17 protein-coding genes and 1 pseudogene are annotated in these 18,917 nt (G+C 29.8%); 11 read left to right on the top strand and 7 right to left on the bottom strand.

Translation table 11 applies throughout. The features are described 5' to 3' along the window. Nucleotides 1-141: 141 nt before the first annotated feature. Nucleotides 142-525 (bottom strand): transposase, encoded by a 384-nt coding sequence (locus tag EZS29_RS16135; protein ID WP_130608255.1) that lies wholly within the window; start codon nucleotides 523-525, stop codon nucleotides 142-144. 558 nt (nucleotides 526-1,083) lie between these two features. On the opposite strand from EZS29_RS16135, the gene EZS29_RS07480 reads away from it, so the two are divergent. Further along, nucleotides 1,084-1,581: a RuvC family protein gene (locus tag EZS29_RS07480; protein WP_130608252.1), complete on the top strand. Its 498-nt coding sequence runs from the start codon at nucleotides 1,084-1,086 to the stop codon at nucleotides 1,579-1,581. A 275-nt stretch (nucleotides 1,582-1,856) separates the two neighbouring features. Next, nucleotides 1,857-2,213 (top strand): hypothetical protein, encoded by a 357-nt coding sequence (locus EZS29_RS07475; RefSeq protein ID WP_130608248.1) that lies wholly within the window; start codon nucleotides 1,857-1,859, stop codon nucleotides 2,211-2,213. A 189-nt stretch (nucleotides 2,214-2,402) separates the two neighbouring features. Here the strand turns inward: EZS29_RS07475 and EZS29_RS07470 are convergent, their stop codons facing one another. Together EZS29_RS07470 and EZS29_RS07465 are read right to left on the bottom strand one after the other, a co-directional pair. Beyond that, on the bottom strand, nucleotides 2,403-2,726 hold the full coding sequence (locus tag EZS29_RS07470; RefSeq protein WP_130608245.1) for a helix-turn-helix transcriptional regulator: 324 nt from the start codon (nucleotides 2,724-2,726) through the stop codon (nucleotides 2,403-2,405). Beyond that, the gene (locus EZS29_RS07465; protein WP_130608242.1) at nucleotides 2,716-2,994 is read right to left on the bottom strand and encodes a hypothetical protein; all 279 of its coding nucleotides are present in this window, start codon (nucleotides 2,992-2,994) and stop codon (nucleotides 2,716-2,718) included. Before EZS29_RS07465 ends, EZS29_RS07470 begins: the two co-directional genes overlap by 11 nt. Nucleotides 2,995-3,445: 451 nt before the next feature. Between EZS29_RS07465 and EZS29_RS07460 the strand changes: the two genes are divergently transcribed. The 4 genes from EZS29_RS07460 to EZS29_RS07445 all read left to right on the top strand — a co-directional run bounded on the left by EZS29_RS07460 (nucleotide 3,446) and on the right by EZS29_RS07445 (nucleotide 7,075). Continuing rightward, entirely contained in the window at nucleotides 3,446-3,922 is a 477-nt protein-coding gene (locus tag EZS29_RS07460; RefSeq protein ID WP_130608239.1) for a hypothetical protein, read from the top strand. A 552-nt stretch (nucleotides 3,923-4,474) separates the two neighbouring features. Then, entirely contained in the window at nucleotides 4,475-5,638 is a 1,164-nt protein-coding gene (locus EZS29_RS07455) for an RNA-guided endonuclease InsQ/TnpB family protein (protein ID WP_342777862.1), read from the top strand. 529 nt (nucleotides 5,639-6,167) lie between these two features. After that, nucleotides 6,168-6,734 (top strand): hypothetical protein, encoded by a 567-nt coding sequence (locus EZS29_RS07450; RefSeq protein ID WP_130608234.1) that lies wholly within the window; start codon nucleotides 6,168-6,170, stop codon nucleotides 6,732-6,734. 83 nt (nucleotides 6,735-6,817) lie between these two features. Beyond that, nucleotides 6,818-7,075, top strand: a complete 258-nt coding sequence (locus tag EZS29_RS07445; RefSeq protein ID WP_130608231.1) for a hypothetical protein — start codon at nucleotides 6,818-6,820, stop codon at nucleotides 7,073-7,075. Here the strand turns inward: EZS29_RS07445 and EZS29_RS07440 are convergent. Further along, the gene (locus EZS29_RS07440; protein ID WP_130608228.1) at nucleotides 7,072-7,683 is read right to left on the bottom strand and encodes a hypothetical protein; all 612 of its coding nucleotides are present in this window, start codon (nucleotides 7,681-7,683) and stop codon (nucleotides 7,072-7,074) included. The two genes, EZS29_RS07445 and EZS29_RS07440, sit on opposite strands and share 4 nt — an antisense overlap. Before the next feature lie 1,012 nt (nucleotides 7,684-8,695). Between EZS29_RS07440 and EZS29_RS07435 the strand changes: the two genes are divergently transcribed. Then, entirely contained in the window at nucleotides 8,696-8,959 is a 264-nt protein-coding gene (locus EZS29_RS07435) for a hypothetical protein (protein ID WP_130608225.1), read from the top strand. A 42-nt stretch (nucleotides 8,960-9,001) separates the two neighbouring features. Then, nucleotides 9,002-9,649 (top strand): annotated as a pseudogene (locus tag EZS29_RS07430) (IS6 family transposase). Nucleotides 9,650-9,982: 333 nt separating this feature from the next. Here the strand turns inward: EZS29_RS07430 and EZS29_RS15895 are convergent. Further along, a complete protein-coding gene (locus EZS29_RS15895; protein ID WP_172603835.1) occupies nucleotides 9,983-10,123 on the bottom strand; it encodes a hypothetical protein in 141 nt (46 codons plus the stop codon). Between the two features lie 140 nt (nucleotides 10,124-10,263). Between EZS29_RS15895 and EZS29_RS07425 the strand changes: the two genes are divergently transcribed. After that, the gene (locus EZS29_RS07425) at nucleotides 10,264-12,270 is read left to right on the top strand and encodes a YcaO-like family protein (protein WP_172603834.1); all 2,007 of its coding nucleotides are present in this window, start codon (nucleotides 10,264-10,266) and stop codon (nucleotides 12,268-12,270) included. A gap of 471 nt (nucleotides 12,271-12,741) precedes the next feature. Then, nucleotides 12,742-13,554 (top strand): TIGR02391 family protein, encoded by an 813-nt coding sequence (locus EZS29_RS07420; protein WP_130608219.1) that lies wholly within the window; start codon nucleotides 12,742-12,744, stop codon nucleotides 13,552-13,554. 1,775 nt (nucleotides 13,555-15,329) lie between these two features. Here the strand turns inward: EZS29_RS07420 and EZS29_RS07415 are convergent. Then, nucleotides 15,330-16,115, bottom strand: coding sequence for a hypothetical protein (locus EZS29_RS07415; protein ID WP_130608216.1), 786 nt, complete (start codon nucleotides 16,113-16,115; stop codon nucleotides 15,330-15,332). Nucleotides 16,116-16,639: 524 nt separating this feature from the next. Beyond that, nucleotides 16,640-16,876, bottom strand: a complete 237-nt coding sequence (locus tag EZS29_RS07410) for a hypothetical protein (protein WP_130608213.1) — start codon at nucleotides 16,874-16,876, stop codon at nucleotides 16,640-16,642. A 98-nt stretch (nucleotides 16,877-16,974) separates the two neighbouring features. Here EZS29_RS07410 and EZS29_RS07405 point away from each other — a divergent pair, with 98 nt between their 5' ends. Beyond that, complete coding sequence (locus tag EZS29_RS07405; protein WP_130606299.1) at nucleotides 16,975-18,294, top strand: IS701 family transposase; 1,320 nt, start codon at nucleotides 16,975-16,977, stop codon at nucleotides 18,292-18,294. Nucleotides 18,295-18,917: the final 623 nt, after the last annotated feature.

Raw genomic sequence — 18,917 nt, 5'->3', positions numbered from 1 at the left:
TAAAATCTGATTTAAATAATATTAATTTCTTGAAATGCCCCGATTTTGCACGAATTCTCAAACCATACTTTTTACCCTTTCGAATGCTCTTTAAAGAATCATAATTTTACAATGGCCCGATTCTGTATGAATTCTTACCGCCTACCTACATTTTGAACACGTCCGGCTTGAATCTCTTTCTGAAAATTCTTTGTAGGTTGAAGCAGCTCTAACGGCTTTGTTCTTCAACATTGATTTAAACATTCCAATCCCTGAGTCTAATGATATTCCTGATAGCTTTTTAATACGATTCATGGGCTTACAGGGGGCATCACCAACGACAATGGGGGAGAATTTCTTAGCAATTTTTGTTGATTCCATATGCAAATAGTCTTGTCTCATATTTGTCACTTTTATATGAAGTTTTTTTTCTTGTTTTGCTTTTGGCAATGCATGGTATTTTTTATTTTTCGATTGCTTCCTTTGAGCAAACCTTTGGCATCTTTTTAAATACCGAAGTTTTGCTGAAGCATCTTTTCTTAAAATCTAAAAAATAATTTCTTTCCCTCATTCAATTTAAGCACAATTTTTAAAAATCAAATATAAATTTATTAAATTTAATATTAATATTACTAAATTTATATAAATTAAACTTATTAAATTTAGTAATCCAAATAAAATCACTCAATCAGTAATTTCACTTATGATAACCTGCATTATGGTGTGTGAGATTGGAATATTTGAGTAATATGAAACTGAAATGAAAAAAGTACCCAAAAATAAGGGGGGAGGGAAATTTTATCCATCAGAACTGGGGGTACCGAGCGGCTGGAACGGAAAAAAGGTCGGTACCCCTACTAGTCGGTATAGTTTAATAACTTATTATAATTTTTATTTTTTATTTAAATATGTTTTATTATATTTTAAATATTAATTAATTTATGCAATTTTTCTAAAATAAATTGAATGATTTGCATGATACATAATTACAGAAAGACTTTTTCGGTCAACAAACATATATTTAACAGTAGATTTAATAGTTATTATCTGTGAATAATAGGTATTTAATTTCATTTAATTATTTTAACAGTGAAGAGTTGAAAAATGGGAAAAAAATTTGTTGTGGGAATAGAGCCAAGTGCTCACGGTGGCCTAGCTCTACTATACGGCAAAGAAACAAAACAGGAATTGCTAGCGTTTTCATGTTTATCAACTGCCAGTAGCGGAACTTGTGCAAAATCGTTTGCGGGCGTTTTGCGAGGGTTTGAACAGTTCGCAGGAGTAAAACCATCGGCAGTTATAGAACATCCTACGCAGTCAAACGCTCGGCATAACTCGGGACATCTGCAACAAGGAATCAATTACGGAATATTGATCGGCGTACTCCAATATTTTGAATATGATTTTAGAGAGATTTATCCCGTGAGCTGGACATCAAAATATTTCCGAGGCATGGACAAAAATTTAAAAAAAGAAAGAGGTATTTTAGTTGCATCTCGATTAACAAAAAAAGAAAATCTAATTTTGCCGCGTGCGAGAAAACCGCATGATGGAATTGCCGACGCAATTTGTATTGCAATGTATGCGTTGCAATATTTATAAAAACAACCATCAATTGATGGGCAATAAATTTAAATATCTTGACGCGTCACAAATCAAATACAAACAAACCAACTATTATACTTAAATATAAAATCATAAATTTGTAATGTTAATCTGTATTAAGAGATGAATAGCAAGATGAAAAAGTTGATATAAATATTGTATTTCGATAATATGATCGTAACCACTATTTTTAACCCATAAGTTGTAGAGACCCACCTTGGGAAAATCCGATAAGTGTGCGCCGTAACAGCTATTATATGAAAGGAAAAGAAATGCCTCAAGAATGTATTATTTGTAATACTCTTTGCGATGTAAGTCCTGGCCATGAGATAACATATCCTAATGAATCTCAACCGTCTGTAGAAATTCTATATATTGAATATAATTGTTCATCTTGTGGGAATTATGCAATTGAAAAACATAATTATTTCAATAAATATTTTAATGGTTTAACTGATGCAGATAAAGTAAAATTAATTAAAGATATCAAAAATAAAAACAGTTTAAATCAAATACCACGGTTCTTTTTTGATATTAAATCGAATAAATCTAAATCATATTTCCCTATTCCTATTAATAAAAGAAAAGAATCAATTCTTCCAGTGGATTTAAATTCATTTGAATTTTAGTAGTCAATTGACTGCAATAAAATTTGATTTTTGGTCTCGCATAAAATATTTTAGTGCTTACTGAGCTAGCCTCTGGCTCCAGAGGTAGCGCTACAAATTGGGTATCACTATGTAGTAAATTGCTCACATCTGTCAGCTCATCTGCCTAGAGTAGAAAGAGATAGCCTCGCACTAAGTCTGGGGCTTTTTTTATGCAACATTTTTTTCTTTAAGCTCAACAGTTTTGTTGATTCCTGCTTTTTTAAGCATGTCGTTTAAATAAAATTTAACAAATGTTTCGTGTGGATATCCGAGTGCTGTCGCAATTCTGATCGACATTTGTATGCTGATCATTGATTTGCCCATTTCAACTGCATTTATAAATTGTCTCGAAACTTTTAACTTTTTTGCTAGATCTGTTTGTGACACTTCGTCGCACTCACGCATTGCTTTTACAAACTCACCAAACGTTGTATTTTCGTACACATTTTTTAGCGCTTCTCTTGCAGAAATATTTTCATTTTTAGTATTCATGTGGTGTTACCTCCTGAACTTCAATAAATTCAATTTTATTATTTATAATGACGTATATAGCTCGCCACTGTTTATTTAAACGTACTGAGCGTTGCCCTTTTCTGTCGCCGTGCAGTGGCTCATCGTGAAAGCCTGAGATTTTTCTGACCTCATAAATTCCTTTTTCTTGAACTTGATCAACCCAGTGCACAAATTTGAGCTTTATGTGTTTTGGAGCATTCCCTAATTCCTTGTTTGCACGCTTGGTAAGTTCAACCTGATTTATCATCCCAGACCTCCTTGTCTCTGTCAATATAAATTATTGACAGAGGTTTGTCAATAAAATTTATTTACAATTTTAGATTTATTTTCAGACGATATAATAACAATGGAGCATCAAACAGGCTCTATATAAATGTATAAATAACATTTAAAAACATGATTTCTCACACTCCATAATGGCTATTATCATAAGTGAAATTAATATGTTATATTTTTGGGCAGTTAATGAGATGTGAATTTGTTGTTAAAATGTCTGAAAGACCGTCTTTATTAAATTGTAAATTTTGCAGTTTGCATTTGTATCTTTATTTATAACTAACTATTTATATTGATTTTTTAAAAAAATTTTAATTAAATAAAGATATTATATATAAATTTATAGATAAATAAGTTATTGTTGTTTTAACATGGTAAATAAGTTATTTATTATGGGATTTATTAAATTTTTTTGGAGTTTTATGATAAGATTTAAATTATATATATTAATTATATTATTATTTACATATTCATGTTCAAATGAAAATAACGAAAAAGATAAAGGAATAATTCTTGATTTAAGTGATATTAAGCTTGAGAAAGATATTTTAAATAGTTGGATATTAGAAAAAGAACATTATATTGGCACTAGAAAATGTAATTATTCACTATTGAATATTAAGAATTTAAATTATAACAATGAATTATCGCTTGAAATGTTTTTTTCGACAACCGGCAAAAATGGATTAATGAGTTCTTGTGAGTTCAGAGGAACATTTTATGACTTAAAAAGTGGTACTTTAAATCTAACTAAATTTGTAGGATTCACTCCTGAATCGTTGAATCTATGCAATAACATATTTTTAAAATCACAATCTACAAAAATTACTTACAAAATACAAAATCAAAATTCTTTAGAATTCTGTTTTGATGACAAAAATTGTTTAACTTATAAGTAAAATTTTTTTGCACTGCTTGTTAACAAATTTGATTGCTGTATAATTACAACACTCCTAAGCTCATGGTTGAGGCTGTAGTAAAGTTTGAATAAGAGAACCTCTCTCTTATTCAAGGAAGCACGCTCGCGAGGGCGTGCTTTTAAATTCCCGCTGAGCAAGCGGTTGAGAAATACCAGAATATATCGCAGCTTGCGTTATTGTCGTTTCCCGCTGCACAAGCGGTTTCCTCATCTCTGGGGATGATCCCGATTTTTACAGCAGTTTTAAACAAGATTTATAGTTTCCCTACGCACGTAGGGATTTTTTTTATCACGGATAATAAACAGACGGAATACCAAATTCTATTTTATCATACCGAGCGTAAGACCTAGTTCTTCAGAGCGAGGATAAAAGCGAGTTGGAAAGAACGCAGCACCAAAAGGTGCAACGTTGAATTGAAAGCCTGACGAGGGGATCGAAAAGACGATAGGAATTTTTGCTTGTCGAAAGTTGGCTTTATTTGTAAATTTTCTGTATACTTCTTTTTTAAGTAAATGGAGTTAAGAGCAATTTATAACAACATATCACTGCAGAATTAAAGATTCAGGGAGAGCAAATAAAGTGCTTTCTAAGATGTCTCGTTCTGTAAATATGGTATGGAATTTTTGTAAGCAAACTCAAAAAGAGGCTCTTAAAAATAAATCCGTTAAGTTAATAGATGATAAAAAATCGGGTAAAAAAATTTCTATCCCGTATTTTTTTTCATCTTCAGAAATGGATGGATTAGTTGCAGGGAGCTCAAAAGAACTCTGTCTACACTCTCAAACAGTTCAGGCTATTTCTCAAGAATACATCACACGCAGAATTCAGTTTAAAACACTGTTGCGTTGGCGCGGGAAAAGAACTTTAGGATGGATACCGTTTAAAGCATCCGCAATAAAAATTCAAAATAGAAAAATCTTTTATAATAAAAATGAATTTTCTTTTTGTAACTCAAGAGATCTTCCAGAAGATGCAAAAATAAAAACAGGCTCATTTTGTCAAGATAAAAGCGGACATTGGTATTTAAATGTCACATTTGAAAGTGAGAAAATAGGAATTAAAAGAGAAGATGATAAAGAAATTGGCATAGATATTGGGATAAAAACTCTTGCCACATGTTCAAATGGTGAAAAGATAGAGCGTCCAAATTTAAGAAAAAATGCTTTAGCAAAACTTCGGTATTTAAAAAGATGTCAAAGTTTTGCACAAAGAAAGCAATCGAAATGTAAAAAATACCGAGAATTGCCAAAAGCAAAACAAGAAAGAAAACTTCATGTAAAAGTGGCAAATATCAGACAAGATTATTTGCATAAGGAATCAACAAAACTTGCTAAAAAATGTTCCCTTATTGTTGTAGGTGATGTTCCTTGTAAATTAATGAATCGCAATAAAAAGCTATCAGGAATATCATTAGACTCAGGGATTGAAATGTTTAAATCAATGTTAAAGTACAAAGCCGTTAGAGCTGCTTCAACATACAAAGAAATTTCAGAAAGAGATTCAAGTCGGACGTGTTCAAAGTGCAGTGAAAAACTGCCACGGATCGAACTTGGAGTAAGACACTGGAGCTGTGAAAAGTGCGGAGCTGTCCATGACAGAGACGTAAATGCTGCAATAAATATATTGCAATCATACAGAGCTGGTCACCCTATCGGGCATGATAGGCAGACTCGTGCAAAGAAAAATTCTAGCTAGTTTTTCTTTTGTATTTAGGGAATCTCGCATCTTTAGGGGCGAGAGGATGTCGATGAGCTACCTTTAAAATTTGATCATATTTTATTATTAAATGGGTTGCCTGATATTCACAGAGATCCATTTGATCGAATGCTAGTTACTCAGGCTCTATCTGAGCCGCTTAGATTAATAACAGCAGATGCGTTAGTTAAGAAATATTCTGATTTAGTTGAGTTAGTGTGAAGCCCTCCTCTCACTTCAATGATAGGAGGGCTTCACTATTTGGACATGGTTTTACGGACATAAGAGAGTGAACTTCTCGCCCTAAAGGAGCGAGAATACGACCTTGCTCTGTTCAATGCAAGGATTCAGATACTCTTGATTATAGTCCAATGTTGAAATTTACAAAATTGTATATCAAATTATAGCTTACTATTAATTGAAAAATTTGAATTATTAATTTATAATACAATCATCAAATTATTTATTATTTTAAATAGTTAGATATTAAGAAATTTTAAAATTATTTATAATGTGAAAGAGTGAAAAAATGCTTAAATTTCCAAGGGGCATGGCAACTCCAAATTTGCCGATTGGTGTTTTCATTGGAGACGAACACTCCGATCCCATTCATTTAATACAATTGACGGCCAGCATAAGTGAGTTAGTTTCTAATGGCATTCAAGTTTTATTTATCGAAGCTTTCTACGTAAATAATCCTCCCCTGCAAACTGATATTGTATCATTGGGAAACTATATTCGCGGCCGCAATTTTGATCATACAAAAAGCAGTAAAATAGATCTTCCAAACTTTTACGATAACTTGCTTAAGCGTTGCAATATTGCAAATCTTCATGTTCGTGGAGTTGACGTTCCTCTTCCATCAGAAATTGCAAATCTTCAAAAAGGTAAGGCATTTAAGGTGATAGCATGGAGAACTGGAAGAGCAAATGATGATTGGAAGAGGAATATCGAAGATTATTGTAAAAACAATAATTGGTCAAAATTTGCTTTGTTCGGAGGTCGAGCTCATGCAAAGCCTCTTTTCAATAGGTTCGGGGGACGGATTTCTCCACAAATATGGAGTCGTCCCCTAAAGAAATACATAGATCTGTGACGCCCACAGAAAGGCTAAAAATTATTATACTTTTTTATGTAGCAAAATACATAATATGTAAAAAATAGCGACGTGAAAACCACATGAAAACAAAAAATTTTGAAAAATTAGCGAAAGAATTGTTAAAATACGAGCAAATAAAAAGAGCTAATTATAATGCTCAAAAACGATATCAAATAATTAAAGAAGATTTATTAATAACTAAAAAAGAAATGGATAAAAATGTCGACGATATTTTCAGAGATTATCTCACAGAAGATGAAATAGCCGAGGCTGACAAGGAAGCTGAAATTGAAATTGAAAAGCAGAAAAAAGAGCAGGATTTAATCAAAAATATTTAAATAAATCTTCTCGGTCTGATCTGGCTTAAATCTGTGCAATAACTATTAAGAGATTTAATATCAGCATAGCTTAGCATGCTTTCTGTTTTTGTTATTCCATAGTATTCAGGTAGATTTTTAAAAAGAAAAACTGATTTATACCATGGATCACAAATAATGCCAGAATTCTTTATATCATCATTATGGACACAAAAGAAAACATGATCTGCGTCAAGTGCTTTGAAAACTGTATATTTATAATTAGTATTTTTATTCTTCCCTTTATAATAAAAATACAGTAAGCAGAAATGTGCCATTTCATGACAGTTTGCTATTGATATTTTTAAACAATGAGCATAATTTTTTTCTATTTCTTTAATTTTATTACTCTCATTTTTATAATAATTATTTTCAAAATCTCTAAGTAAATCGTGAGTTATTCTTGAATGACTGCGTTCTTTTCCTTTATGCAAGTTATCATCAAATAAATTAAAATAAAACTGTCTAGATGATGACACAGGGAAATTTTTATTAATATCAATTATAAGATTTTTTAATTCTTTAATAAGTTCTTTATCGCGATAATTTTTAATGTCATCATGTAAAAATAATGTATATGGATCTGTCATACATTTTCTGCACACAGGCACTGAATCGCTGATTTTATTTTCTCTTAAATCATTGTATTTGGATTGAATACCTTTCATTACTGATTTACAACAGACATTGCATACTAAAATACCACAATTTGTACAATTATTAATGTTTCCTAATAAATTACTTATTCTAATTTTACATAATCGACATTTTTTTGAACTAGATAAAAAATTTATTTTAAATTTCATATAAAACCAAAATTAGATGTTAAAATTTAAGCAAGTTATATGAAATATACTTGCTAATACCTTCCATAACTATTCCAAGCAAAATAAGTGCCAATTAAATTTTATTTGTTTAATTTCGAAAAAACACTAAAATAATTTATCTTATAAAATAAATTTAAGCACTTATTTGTCTATCTTGATTGTGATTTTCAACAAATATTTGAGAAAAATTATTTAATTTAATGAAAATAAATTATTTATTCATCTTTTTAAAGATAAATAAAAGGAGTTTAATGTCTACTCAAATTTCTGCCGAGGAAATTGATACAGATATTACATAAAAAAATTTTTGGAAACCTTTATTTTACAAATTTAACTCAACATATAATTACACAGACGGATTTAAAAAAGTAGAGCTATTTCTTTCGTCACGCTGTATTCGATTTTGGGGTTCAGACATTGGAGAAGACGATTTTAATCGCAATAACTATTGGCACGGCAGTGTATTTGAATCGTCTCTTTCTAAGGGAATGAGTTTGATGTATTACTTTGTACAGCACATAAAAGTAAGGGACTTGAGTGGGACTAGGTATTGCTAGGTGAGGATTTTAACTTTAAAGAAGAAGATGAATTAAATTTAATTTTTTATGATTGTACGATAGTAAAAAATATTATAAAACTATCTGAAAAATTTGTTAAAAATATAAATTAATATAAAATATAATAAAAATTTTAAAATCAATATGAAGTAGTATTTAAATATAAAATATTTTATTAATATTATTATTACTTTAAAATTCTAGGAAAGGAGCCTTTTATGTCAAAAACAACTGTTACTGGAAAAAAGATATGTAATAATGATATAGAGAAATGGGATAATGGTTTTGTGAGTCGAAAATTACTGGAAAGTGCATTGGATTTATTTATTTCGTTAGAACCCAAGGTTCAATCTTCATTAACATCAAATGAAGAATATAAATCAAACTGTGAATTAAACAAAGATTTAATTGAAAAAGCTGAACAAATATTAGTTGAGTATGGGATGCAAATTTCGGTTCTGTCGCAAAAAGATTCCAGATGAGTTAGGAGGAGAGTTCTACTTTTGCCAAAAAGGGAACCAAAGATGGATTTTAAATGGAAACACTTTAAATCAGATATCATTTTAACAGCAGTCCGTTGGTATGTAGCTTACCCATTAAGTTACAGACAGGTGGAAGAAATGTTGAAAGAACGCGCTTTACAAGTAGATCACTCTTCTCTTCAGAGGTGGGTTGTGGAATATTCCCCTCAATTAGCAAAGAAGTTTGCAAGTCATAAGAAGGCTGTAGGCAAGAGCTGGAGAATGGATGAAACTTACATCAAGGTAAAAGGGGCGTGGCACTATCTGTATAGGGCGGTGTATAAGAATGGACAAACGATCGATTTTTACCTCTCAAAAAGTAGAGATGCAGCGTCTGCTAAACGTTTTTTCCAAAAGGCAATTCGCTCTTCTGGTAAACCAGAAAAAGTAAACATAGACAAAAGTGGTTCAAATATATCTGCATTAAATAACATAAATCGTGACTATAATCCAAATTTTTAGATCAAAATAAGTCAAAATAAATATCTAAACAAATTGATAGAACAAGACCATCGATTTATAAAAAAGATGTGTAAGCCCATGTTGTGGTTTTACTCACTCAAATCTGCAAGAGCTACTTTGTGTGGAATAGAACTTCATCATATGCTTCGCAAAGGGCAGTTGTCATTTTCCATAGTGGATGTCATTTAGGCTGTAATTAAATTAATAAGTTATCCAGAGAAGATGTCAAAAGTTTTTTCCATAGATCCTGTCCTAATATGCTAAAATTTCCATACTCCCTGGCATAAAATTATATCCATTTAAATATAGAATATTACATTCAAAAGAAATGAAAATTTAGAACATACTCTATGGAAATTTATAAGCAAATAATTCCACTTACCGCGCACCCAATGAAAGAAACTATTTTTCTTTCATTGGGTTCTTCCGAGAGGATATGAAATCGCCTTTAGAAGTTATGCAAAAAGAGTGAAACTAAAATGAATTAGACATCACTCTTAATATTTATAATTATAAGATGAATCATTTTTTAGATTCAGAAATTACTTCTACTTCATTTTCAAATCCGAGTTCTTTTAATTTATCAAGTGTTTCAACTGTAAATGAAGTTTGTGTTCCTAAAGATAATCCACGAAAGCCTTCTTCTAAATGATTTTGTCCCATAATGTACTCCTTTTTTAAAAATCTGTTCTATTGAAACTAGAGTCATTGTATCATTTTTATTTTTGAATTACAACTTTCCTGAGAAATATTTATAGAAAAGTGATTCATTTTTACTATTTTTTTAAATGGGAAATAAAACAATGATAGAAAATGGGTATCTAATTCAAGATGCATTCTTCCAATCTAAAGAGTGTGATTATCTGGTAAGTAAAATGAAATCATATGTTAATAAAAAATTTGATTCCGTAACTGTTTTAAACCAAGCAGATTTAATTGTTCCCGAAATTAATGATTTCCTAAATTGTGAAAAACTGATAAATTTAGTTGAACATCATATGAACAATAAGGTAATTCTTGCTTCTTCAGAGTTTTATGTACATAGCCTTCAAAGAAAACCTTATTATGACTCCCTTCAAATCTCTAGTGAACCTAAAAATAAAATTTTAAGTGTTTGGATTGCTCTTGATGATGTTACTCCAGTAAATGGACCTATGTATTATTATCCAAAATCCCATGTAAGAAATTATGTCTCTTTAAAAGAAAGAGTTGATAATGCAAAATACACAGTTATAAATACTAGCGCATTTTTTGACTCAATATATGATGAAGATTTAAGAGATTTTAATTTTAACAAAAATATTCGAAAAGTCTTTCTTCCGAAAAAAGGGGATCTGATGCTCATGCATGGAAATTTAATTCATGGAGAATCAGACATTTATAATTTTTCTAAAACGAGACCTTCTTTGATAGGTTATTTTCTTATTAAAAATGAAAAAAATTATTTTTATTCCGATTATCCAGTAACAAAAGTAGCAAAAACATTTGAGCAACCAAGACAAGGTTTATTGCCTAAAATACTTTTAACAGATTACACTGATATTCAGAATCAAGAAATAACCCCAGAAAGGGCAATAACTACAACAAATGCAATTCAAAATTTATTTATGTTTCTTAAAGATAATCAATTTCAAATAGATTTGAACTCAATAGGAGAAAAAATAATTTCTTATGAGTGTAAAATTAAACAATCTAATTTAGTAAATTCATATGGATATGGTAAAGGAAGCACTCAAGTTCAAAGTATGGCAAGTGCTATGTTTGAATCATTTGAACATCTTATTGGTAAAGGGTTTTTTGTAAATGAAGAAACAACTCTATATATTTCAGTTAAAGAAGCATTCCAAAATTGGGTCTGTTTTCCTGAAAAAATATTAGAAAAATGCAAAAATAATGAAGAGCCTCTTTTATGGGATATTTTTAATGGATTTAATATAAAAGAAAATTTAATTGTTCCAAGTATTATTTTAGATACTCCTGGAGGAAATCGTTCTCAAATAGGTAATTTTCCGTTTGGTGAATTAGATGGGGCATATTCAAATTCAGGTACTGCTTCTGGTTCCACTTATGAAGAAGCTATATTACATTCTTTAAATGAATTGATTGAAAGGGATGCTCACTCTCTTTTACTTTTAAAGACATTTTGCAGAAATAAACCTTGCAATTTAAAGATTATCGATAAAGTTACTTTGCCTGAAAAATTGGGATCTCTTCTTTTAGAATGTGAGGCTGAAGTTGGTTCTTCTTTTACTTTAATAAATATGACTACAGATTTTAATTTACCAGCAATAGCATGTTTTGCTCATAGTGTGGAAGGCACTATGAGGCCTTTATTAGGATTTGGCTGTTCGCCAAGTGCTGATTATGCAATTGAAAGGGCTATTTTAGAGACAGTTCAAACTTGGCATAGCTACTTAAGAGATAAAGAGAGTTTTCTTGTTAAATGGAATAGTATTGATAAAAATGCAGAAATCTTCCCAAGAATTAAATATGCTTCACAGGAAAATTATCAAGCAATAATTGATAAAGGATTTTATGAAATTATAAATTATAGTACTTTAAGTAAATTATCTGAAATCCATTTTAGTATTAATGGATCAAATTTAAATATTTCATTCGTTTTAGATAAAATTGTAGGAATATTTTCAAATATGGCAATGCATATTTATGTTAAGAAATTATTTAGTGATAAAAAAACTGGAATTACTTGTGTGAGAAGTATTGTAAGAGAATTAGAAATTTTTAATCTTGTTACAGTTGGGCTTATTACAGCACCAGGAAATAGAGGAATTAAAGCTTTGCAGGATTAATAAAAGCGCAACTGTAGCCGCCTCGCTCTTATTGGGGCATGGGTGTATGCTTCCACTTGAAATCCATCTCTACTTCCCCAATAACAATCCAAGGGAGACACCCTACTCTCTATTGAACATTTTTTGCAACAGAACCATATTGTTGGCCGGATAATAGAGCTTATCCGGACGATCTAGATTTTTACTCGTTTGCCTCATAAAGTGACATCTCTGTTTGGTTAAGTTTTTTGACTTGAAATTGTAACTGGTAACTTTATTTAGTGTCTATTTGGAATAAATAGATGGTGTCTAGTCATTTTGCTTTAGCGCTTCAATTAAATATTGCTTAAAGTAATATAGATCTTTACAATAACTTTGCTCAATGTTGATTTCCTCAATCATTTCAAATAAATAATTAATACTTTGCAAATGCTATGAGTAAAATTTTTTAGCATTATTTTATTATGTTTATATTTCAAAAAGGAAAATTTAGTGAAGAAATCAAGTTCATTATCTTCATTTTCAGAAGGAGCTATAGAGAGCATAGCTAAGCTATTGGGAGATGTTGGATCTGGCTCTGACATATCTAGAGTTTTAAATGAAAGAAATATAGAGGATGATTCAGGGCATTCGACAAAATGGAGACGTTTATATCATGTTTTTCTAACTGCACAGAAAAAATATAATTGTCCAAACCATATCTTAGATTTTATTAAATCATATCTTACGCCAGCACGTTTTGTAGGAAGATCCGATGAATTTGAAAAAACACGCCGAGAATTAAATGCTATTATTTCATTTGAAGGTTTAGAATATGGTGAAGATGGAAATTTTAGAATAATAAAAGCAGTGTCAACACTTTCTGAAGCAGAGCAACGTTTAAATACAATAAGAAAGAAATTTCAAGGAAGAAACTTACATTATGAAGTCTTAAAGTATTGTAAGACAGAGTTACTTCAAAATAATTATTTTCATGCAGTATTCGAAGCTTCAAAAGGACTTGCTCAACGTGTACGAGAATTATCGGGCATATCTCTTGATGGTTCAGCTTTAGTTGATAAAGTTTTCTCAATAGATTTACCATATTTAGCAATTAATTCACTGCAAAGCGAAACAGAACGTTCTGAACATAAAGGTTTTGCTGCTTTATTAAAAGGTTGTTTTGCAGCAGTTAGAAATCCACTTGCTCATGAACCAAAAATTCTATGGAATGGTGAAGAGGATGCTGCTGATTACTTATCATTAATTTCATTATTACATCGTAAACTTGATTGTGCAGTTACTACACATTTAAAAAGAGAATAAATTCAATATATTTCTAGAAATAAAAATAATATATTAAACATTTAAAAATCTTATTTTTATTTCAATTATCAAATTGAAATAAAACTTTCTCTAATTCTTTCAATGATGGTTTAGCAAATTTTATCAAACAAGAAGCAGTAGAAATTCCAGTAGTGTAAGAAATTTTTTTTACTCCTACTCCATTTTCTGATAACAAATTGCAAAATGTATGTCTTAAATTATTAGGTGTAATTTTAAATATTAAATATTTATTTAATGTTTAAAAAACTCTTAGAACTCCATCTTCAGTGAGTTTTCCACGTTTTCCATATAATAAATATTCATCAGATCTTGATTTTTAAAACTCAATTAATGCAATTCGAATTGAATTATTTAAAGGTATTATACGCTCATTATTTTTTTGTATAATCTTAAAAATACCTCATTTCTAGTGTATTGAAACTTTTCCCTCTTTAAAATTATTAAATTTTTTACTGAATACATCTCCAACTTTACGAAAATTATTTCTATTAGATCCACAGTCAAATATAAATAATTGCTTTTCATTAGGAGTATTGTTTATTAAAAACCAACAATCACAAGAAGACTGTTTAAAATAATCATGACTAAAATTAAGTCCGCCATATTCAATTTTTGTTGAAATTTTATCAATATTTAATTTATTTTTTCTTTGTTTTTATTGACTTATTCATTTATTAAAACCCATTTAATTAAAAAAATATCTCGTAATTTTAAAATATTCAAAATAATAATATATATTTACAATATAATCATAATAATAAAAATTTTATTTCTTGTCAAATGTTCTAAGAAGTTGTCTAAAGAAAAAAAATACTACTCTAAGGGATAATAGGATAAGCGAATTTTCCCTATATAATACCAATTATTTATTCCAAACAGACACCAAATAAATTTACCAGTTACAAGGGAACTTATCCTGATTTCTGATAATTTCATACACCATTTTTTAACCAAGAAATAGGATGTGTAGAGCATCTCACCGTTTTTAACCAAAAATTCAACTTTTAAATATCTTAGTCTCATTCTCTTTGGGATATTTAAATAAAAAACGGGATATTTATTTAAATATATCAAAATACTATTGATTTTGGTTTCATTCATTCTGAGATTCATGTTATCTTCTTTGGGAAATGATATCCTTAAGGGGCACTTCGGGTAATAAGGAGAATATTATACCCTCCTTATTACCCGAAGTGCGGATTTTCCGCAACGGGCTCTAAAATCAATTAATTATAGCGAGACATAATCTATCATTTTAATAGATGGTATTTTAAGCTTTGGAAATGGAATTTGAAATATTTTAAGATATTGATTCATACATTTCCATTTTGACTTCTATTTGATAAAATTTTAAGCCAGCATTTTATTGCTTAAACATTTAATTTCTTGATAGATTCAGTATTGCCTCCAGCTCATAATAATTAAAATATCCTCTCAATATTAATGACTACTCCCTAGCTTGCGAGGCTAGAGGTATGTGCTTAATAAATCCAAGTCTTTCTTTTAACTTTTGTAGGCTTCTCGATAACCTTTTGCTCTCAGTCTTAAACTCAATGACGGACTTCATCTTAACTTTAAAGTAACTATGAATTAAAAAAAACCAGGAATTTAATTTCAGGGTTTCTATTTTCACTATTTACTTTGAATGTATAAAGGCTTCCTAACTGTCACAGAGTACAACGTATGTTTTTCTTTGAAAGATTAATTTATTGCTCATCACTTCCCCAAGTAGATGGTTTTCCCGTATTAACCAGTTAGCAGTGGCCTGCAATGATACAAAAAGTAGGATCAATATGTCCTAAATATATCCAATCATCATTATCTGTTTGATCCGAAGGAAAGTACCAATACTCTCCATTATGTTTGGCTTTAAAATAGTCAACAGTACGAGTGTATGGGTTTTGATATACATATATATCATCTTTATTTGCTACATTGTCTGGAGCATCTTTCCATTCATTAAATTTTGATGGAGGAGGAGGAGGCAAATTGCCACAGTAGATTCCGTTTGCTGGTCCTTCGTCTCCATAGAAATGATCACAAACATTGTACTTTATAGTAACTGTTTGGTATGAATTGTTTTTAATGTAGATATTATATAGATAATTATAATTACCTCCTTCTGCTAAGGTGGTAACTGCCTCGTTTGACATATCTGCTTCCGATGATGTCCATTCTCCTCCAATACCATTTGATAAAGTGCTTTTAACGTGTACTGTGCCGTTAAAAATTGGGTTTGTTGAGGTAAAAACCATTTTTGGTACTGGTTTTAAAACACCTGCTCCAACTGGGAAGTAACCTGTATCATGAGTAAAAGGGCTCATGGTATACCAATAGCTATGGTTGCCATTACTTCCATAGTCACAATGCTTTTCCTCACCCGGCTGGATCGTGCATGTGTTTGTATATCCACAATAGTTATGAGTGGTAGGAAAGCTTTGTGAACAATCAGCTGCATAAGCATGAATAGCCGTTCCACATAAAATAGGGACTATAAGTGCTCTATTAACGTTATTTAGTTGAAAAGTCATAAATTTCATTTTTTATCTCCTATCATGAAAAATAAGTTTTTATATATTCTAAAACATTTATATTGGATAAAGATTTCTCAATCGGATTGAGGAATCTTTATTAAGCATATGTTAAATATCTTCTTCGAATAAATTACTGTTTTTCTGATTTCAATGAACAGAAATCAAATATTTTTTACATTAATAGTTTTGTATCAAGCTACTTCATAGCAGCATAAAATTCAGATGTCAATAAATAAAATAGATACTTTACTAAATAAAGAACAGAACGAATATATTCTTTAGGCAAGCTTAAAAATATTTTATTGTAAGATCTTAATTAAAAAAATACATAGTAATAATTATCTAAATAAAGATCTTCAATTTTGTGGAAAGCTACTGTTTAGCATATTAACTGATTCTAAATAAAATAATAATGCTCTTTCTATACAATTTATTAAATCAAGAAAAAATTACATTATCATTTCAAAAAAGAACTAATTATTCCTTATTAAATATATATAGAGTAAGAATATTTTTGTGCCTGATCTTAATCAAAAGTTACAAGCGCAATTGTTTTTATCTGCAAGTCTCACATGCAGAGAGTCCGCTCCGCATATTTTATATTCAGATATGATATGAATTACTTTTTCAACTCTTAAATAATTTCTATGGATTTCAACCAGATCTTTGATTTTCTCTAAATTTAAATAGATATCTGATTTTTTTTGCTTTAATATACTTACAAAATATAAAGAACATTCAATTAAGAGAATTTCTGGAGCAATCAAATCTTCTTCATTTTCCTTAAGGAGTTTTACTAGTACTACTTCGTTAATTAAAAATATGTTATATTTAAGTCCTCGAAATATTTTTTTGAGGTTGAATCATGAAAATAGCAAATATAAAAGATCTTTCATTAAAAGTTTCACAATTTATCGATGGTTTTAGATCGGTTTTTAAAAGAAATGATAGAGTACATTGGTGTAAAACTTACATATATGGATTGATATTAGATGGCGAGAGAAAATCTATAGGAGCAATGGCATCAAGAATTTCAAATGCAAATGAACAGTCTTTACAGCAATTTGTTAATCAAAGTCAATGGTCTTTTCATGAGCTTATTATAAGTTTAAATAAATATATGATTAATAGACTGAAAATGAATGAATTTATTTTTTCTCTCGATGATACAAGTCTTCCAAAAAAGGGGGATGAGAGTGTTGGTGTATCAAGACAATATTGTGGAGTTCAAGGTAAGATTTCTAACTGTCAAGTAATTGTTACCTTACATGCGATTTCTAATAAAATACATTTTCCAGTTACTGCAAGGCTATATTTGCCAGATGGATGGATTAAAAATTCAAAAAAATTAGATAAAGTAAAAGTACCTTTAGAGGAAAGAAACTTCAAAGAAAAGTGGAGAATAGCACTTGATTTGATTGATGAAAGCATCCAGTTATTCAAAATAAAATCATTAGTTTTTGACGCAGCTTATGGGTGTAATAGAAATTTTCTAAATGAACTTGATAAGAGAAAAATAAATTTTGTAGGACATATTAGAAATAACGAGAAATTTTGGTCAAAGAATATTCCAATAAAAAGTGTAGTTCCGAGAAAACGCAATTTACAAACAAAACTTAGAGATTATGACAATCCTGTAGATAATAGATATAAGCCCCGCTCTGCTTTAAGGATAGCAGAAGAGTTATTTTCAAAAGGAAGTAATATCAAAATAATTCAAATCCGACGGAAAAATGAAAATATAAAAGTAGAATATGTTGCTACAAGAGTTATGGAATGTATTTCAAGACCTTGGCAAAAAGTTGGAAAAGAAAGATGGCTTCTAGTTGAAAAAAGAAAAGATGGAGTTTTAAAATATTATATTTCAAATTATTCAAAAACTTATCCAAAAGATGAAATAATAGAACTCATGCATAAAAGATGGAAAATTGAACAGGGATACCAGATTTTAAAAGAAGAATTGGGTCTTGATCATTATGAAGGGCGTTCGTGGTTAGGATTGCATCACCATATAGCTTTATGCTTTTTAGCATATTATTTTATAAATGAATTCGATAAAAAAAAACTTGAGATCTCATTTTCTGCTGTAAGGCGATATATAAATCGTATTTTTCAAACTATTTTTTGTCCATTTTGTGATAATACTTTTCCTTGCTTTCCTAAGCTTATTTTAAATACTTCTTAGATTTAACGAAGTAGTACTAGTAGCTATCCAACATGATTACTTGGTGGCTTAATCATGTTGGATAGCCTCTAATTGTTTTGGGATCATTCGTAGGTCAATGGTTTACTATTCGACAAAAATTAGGATTTTCAGCAAATTTTTGGTTTGGACATCAAGGCTATCAATACGTCGATTTAGGACGATTTTAGCAAATATTCTTATTTATTGGACTCATACTCTAGTTAATACTCATGATACGAGCAATCATACCTATATTTAAAATAGTGGAAGAAACAAAAAGTATTATCTTTTTATTTTTGATTGCATGTGTTGCTATTGCTCTATTAATTATTTCATAGTATAAATACTGGTTTTTTGTATGCCTGTTCTGCTGAAGTTATCAAAAAGATTTATTAAACTTTTTTAAATAGCTTCGTGATATTGGGTATTCGTTGTTTTTTATTGGTATTTTATTACTTGTATAGTCTATGAAATACTTTGTTAACAATAAGAGCAAAGAATTTAAATCTTTATCTTAAAATAACTGAGATTTCTTACGATCTATTCTCTCTTTGCAGAGTTGAAGGGTTCTGTCGCAAAAAGATTCTAGATGAGTTATGAGGAAACCATTCGAAAAGGAAACT

Origin of the sequence: Fluviispira sanaruensis, from assembly GCF_004295685.1 — a bacterium.
Lineage (GTDB): Bacteria > Bdellovibrionota_B > Oligoflexia > Silvanigrellales > Silvanigrellaceae > Silvanigrella > Silvanigrella sanaruensis.
The sequence above is the reverse complement of the archived record's forward strand: the minus strand, read 5'-3'. Positions and strand labels throughout refer to the sequence as shown.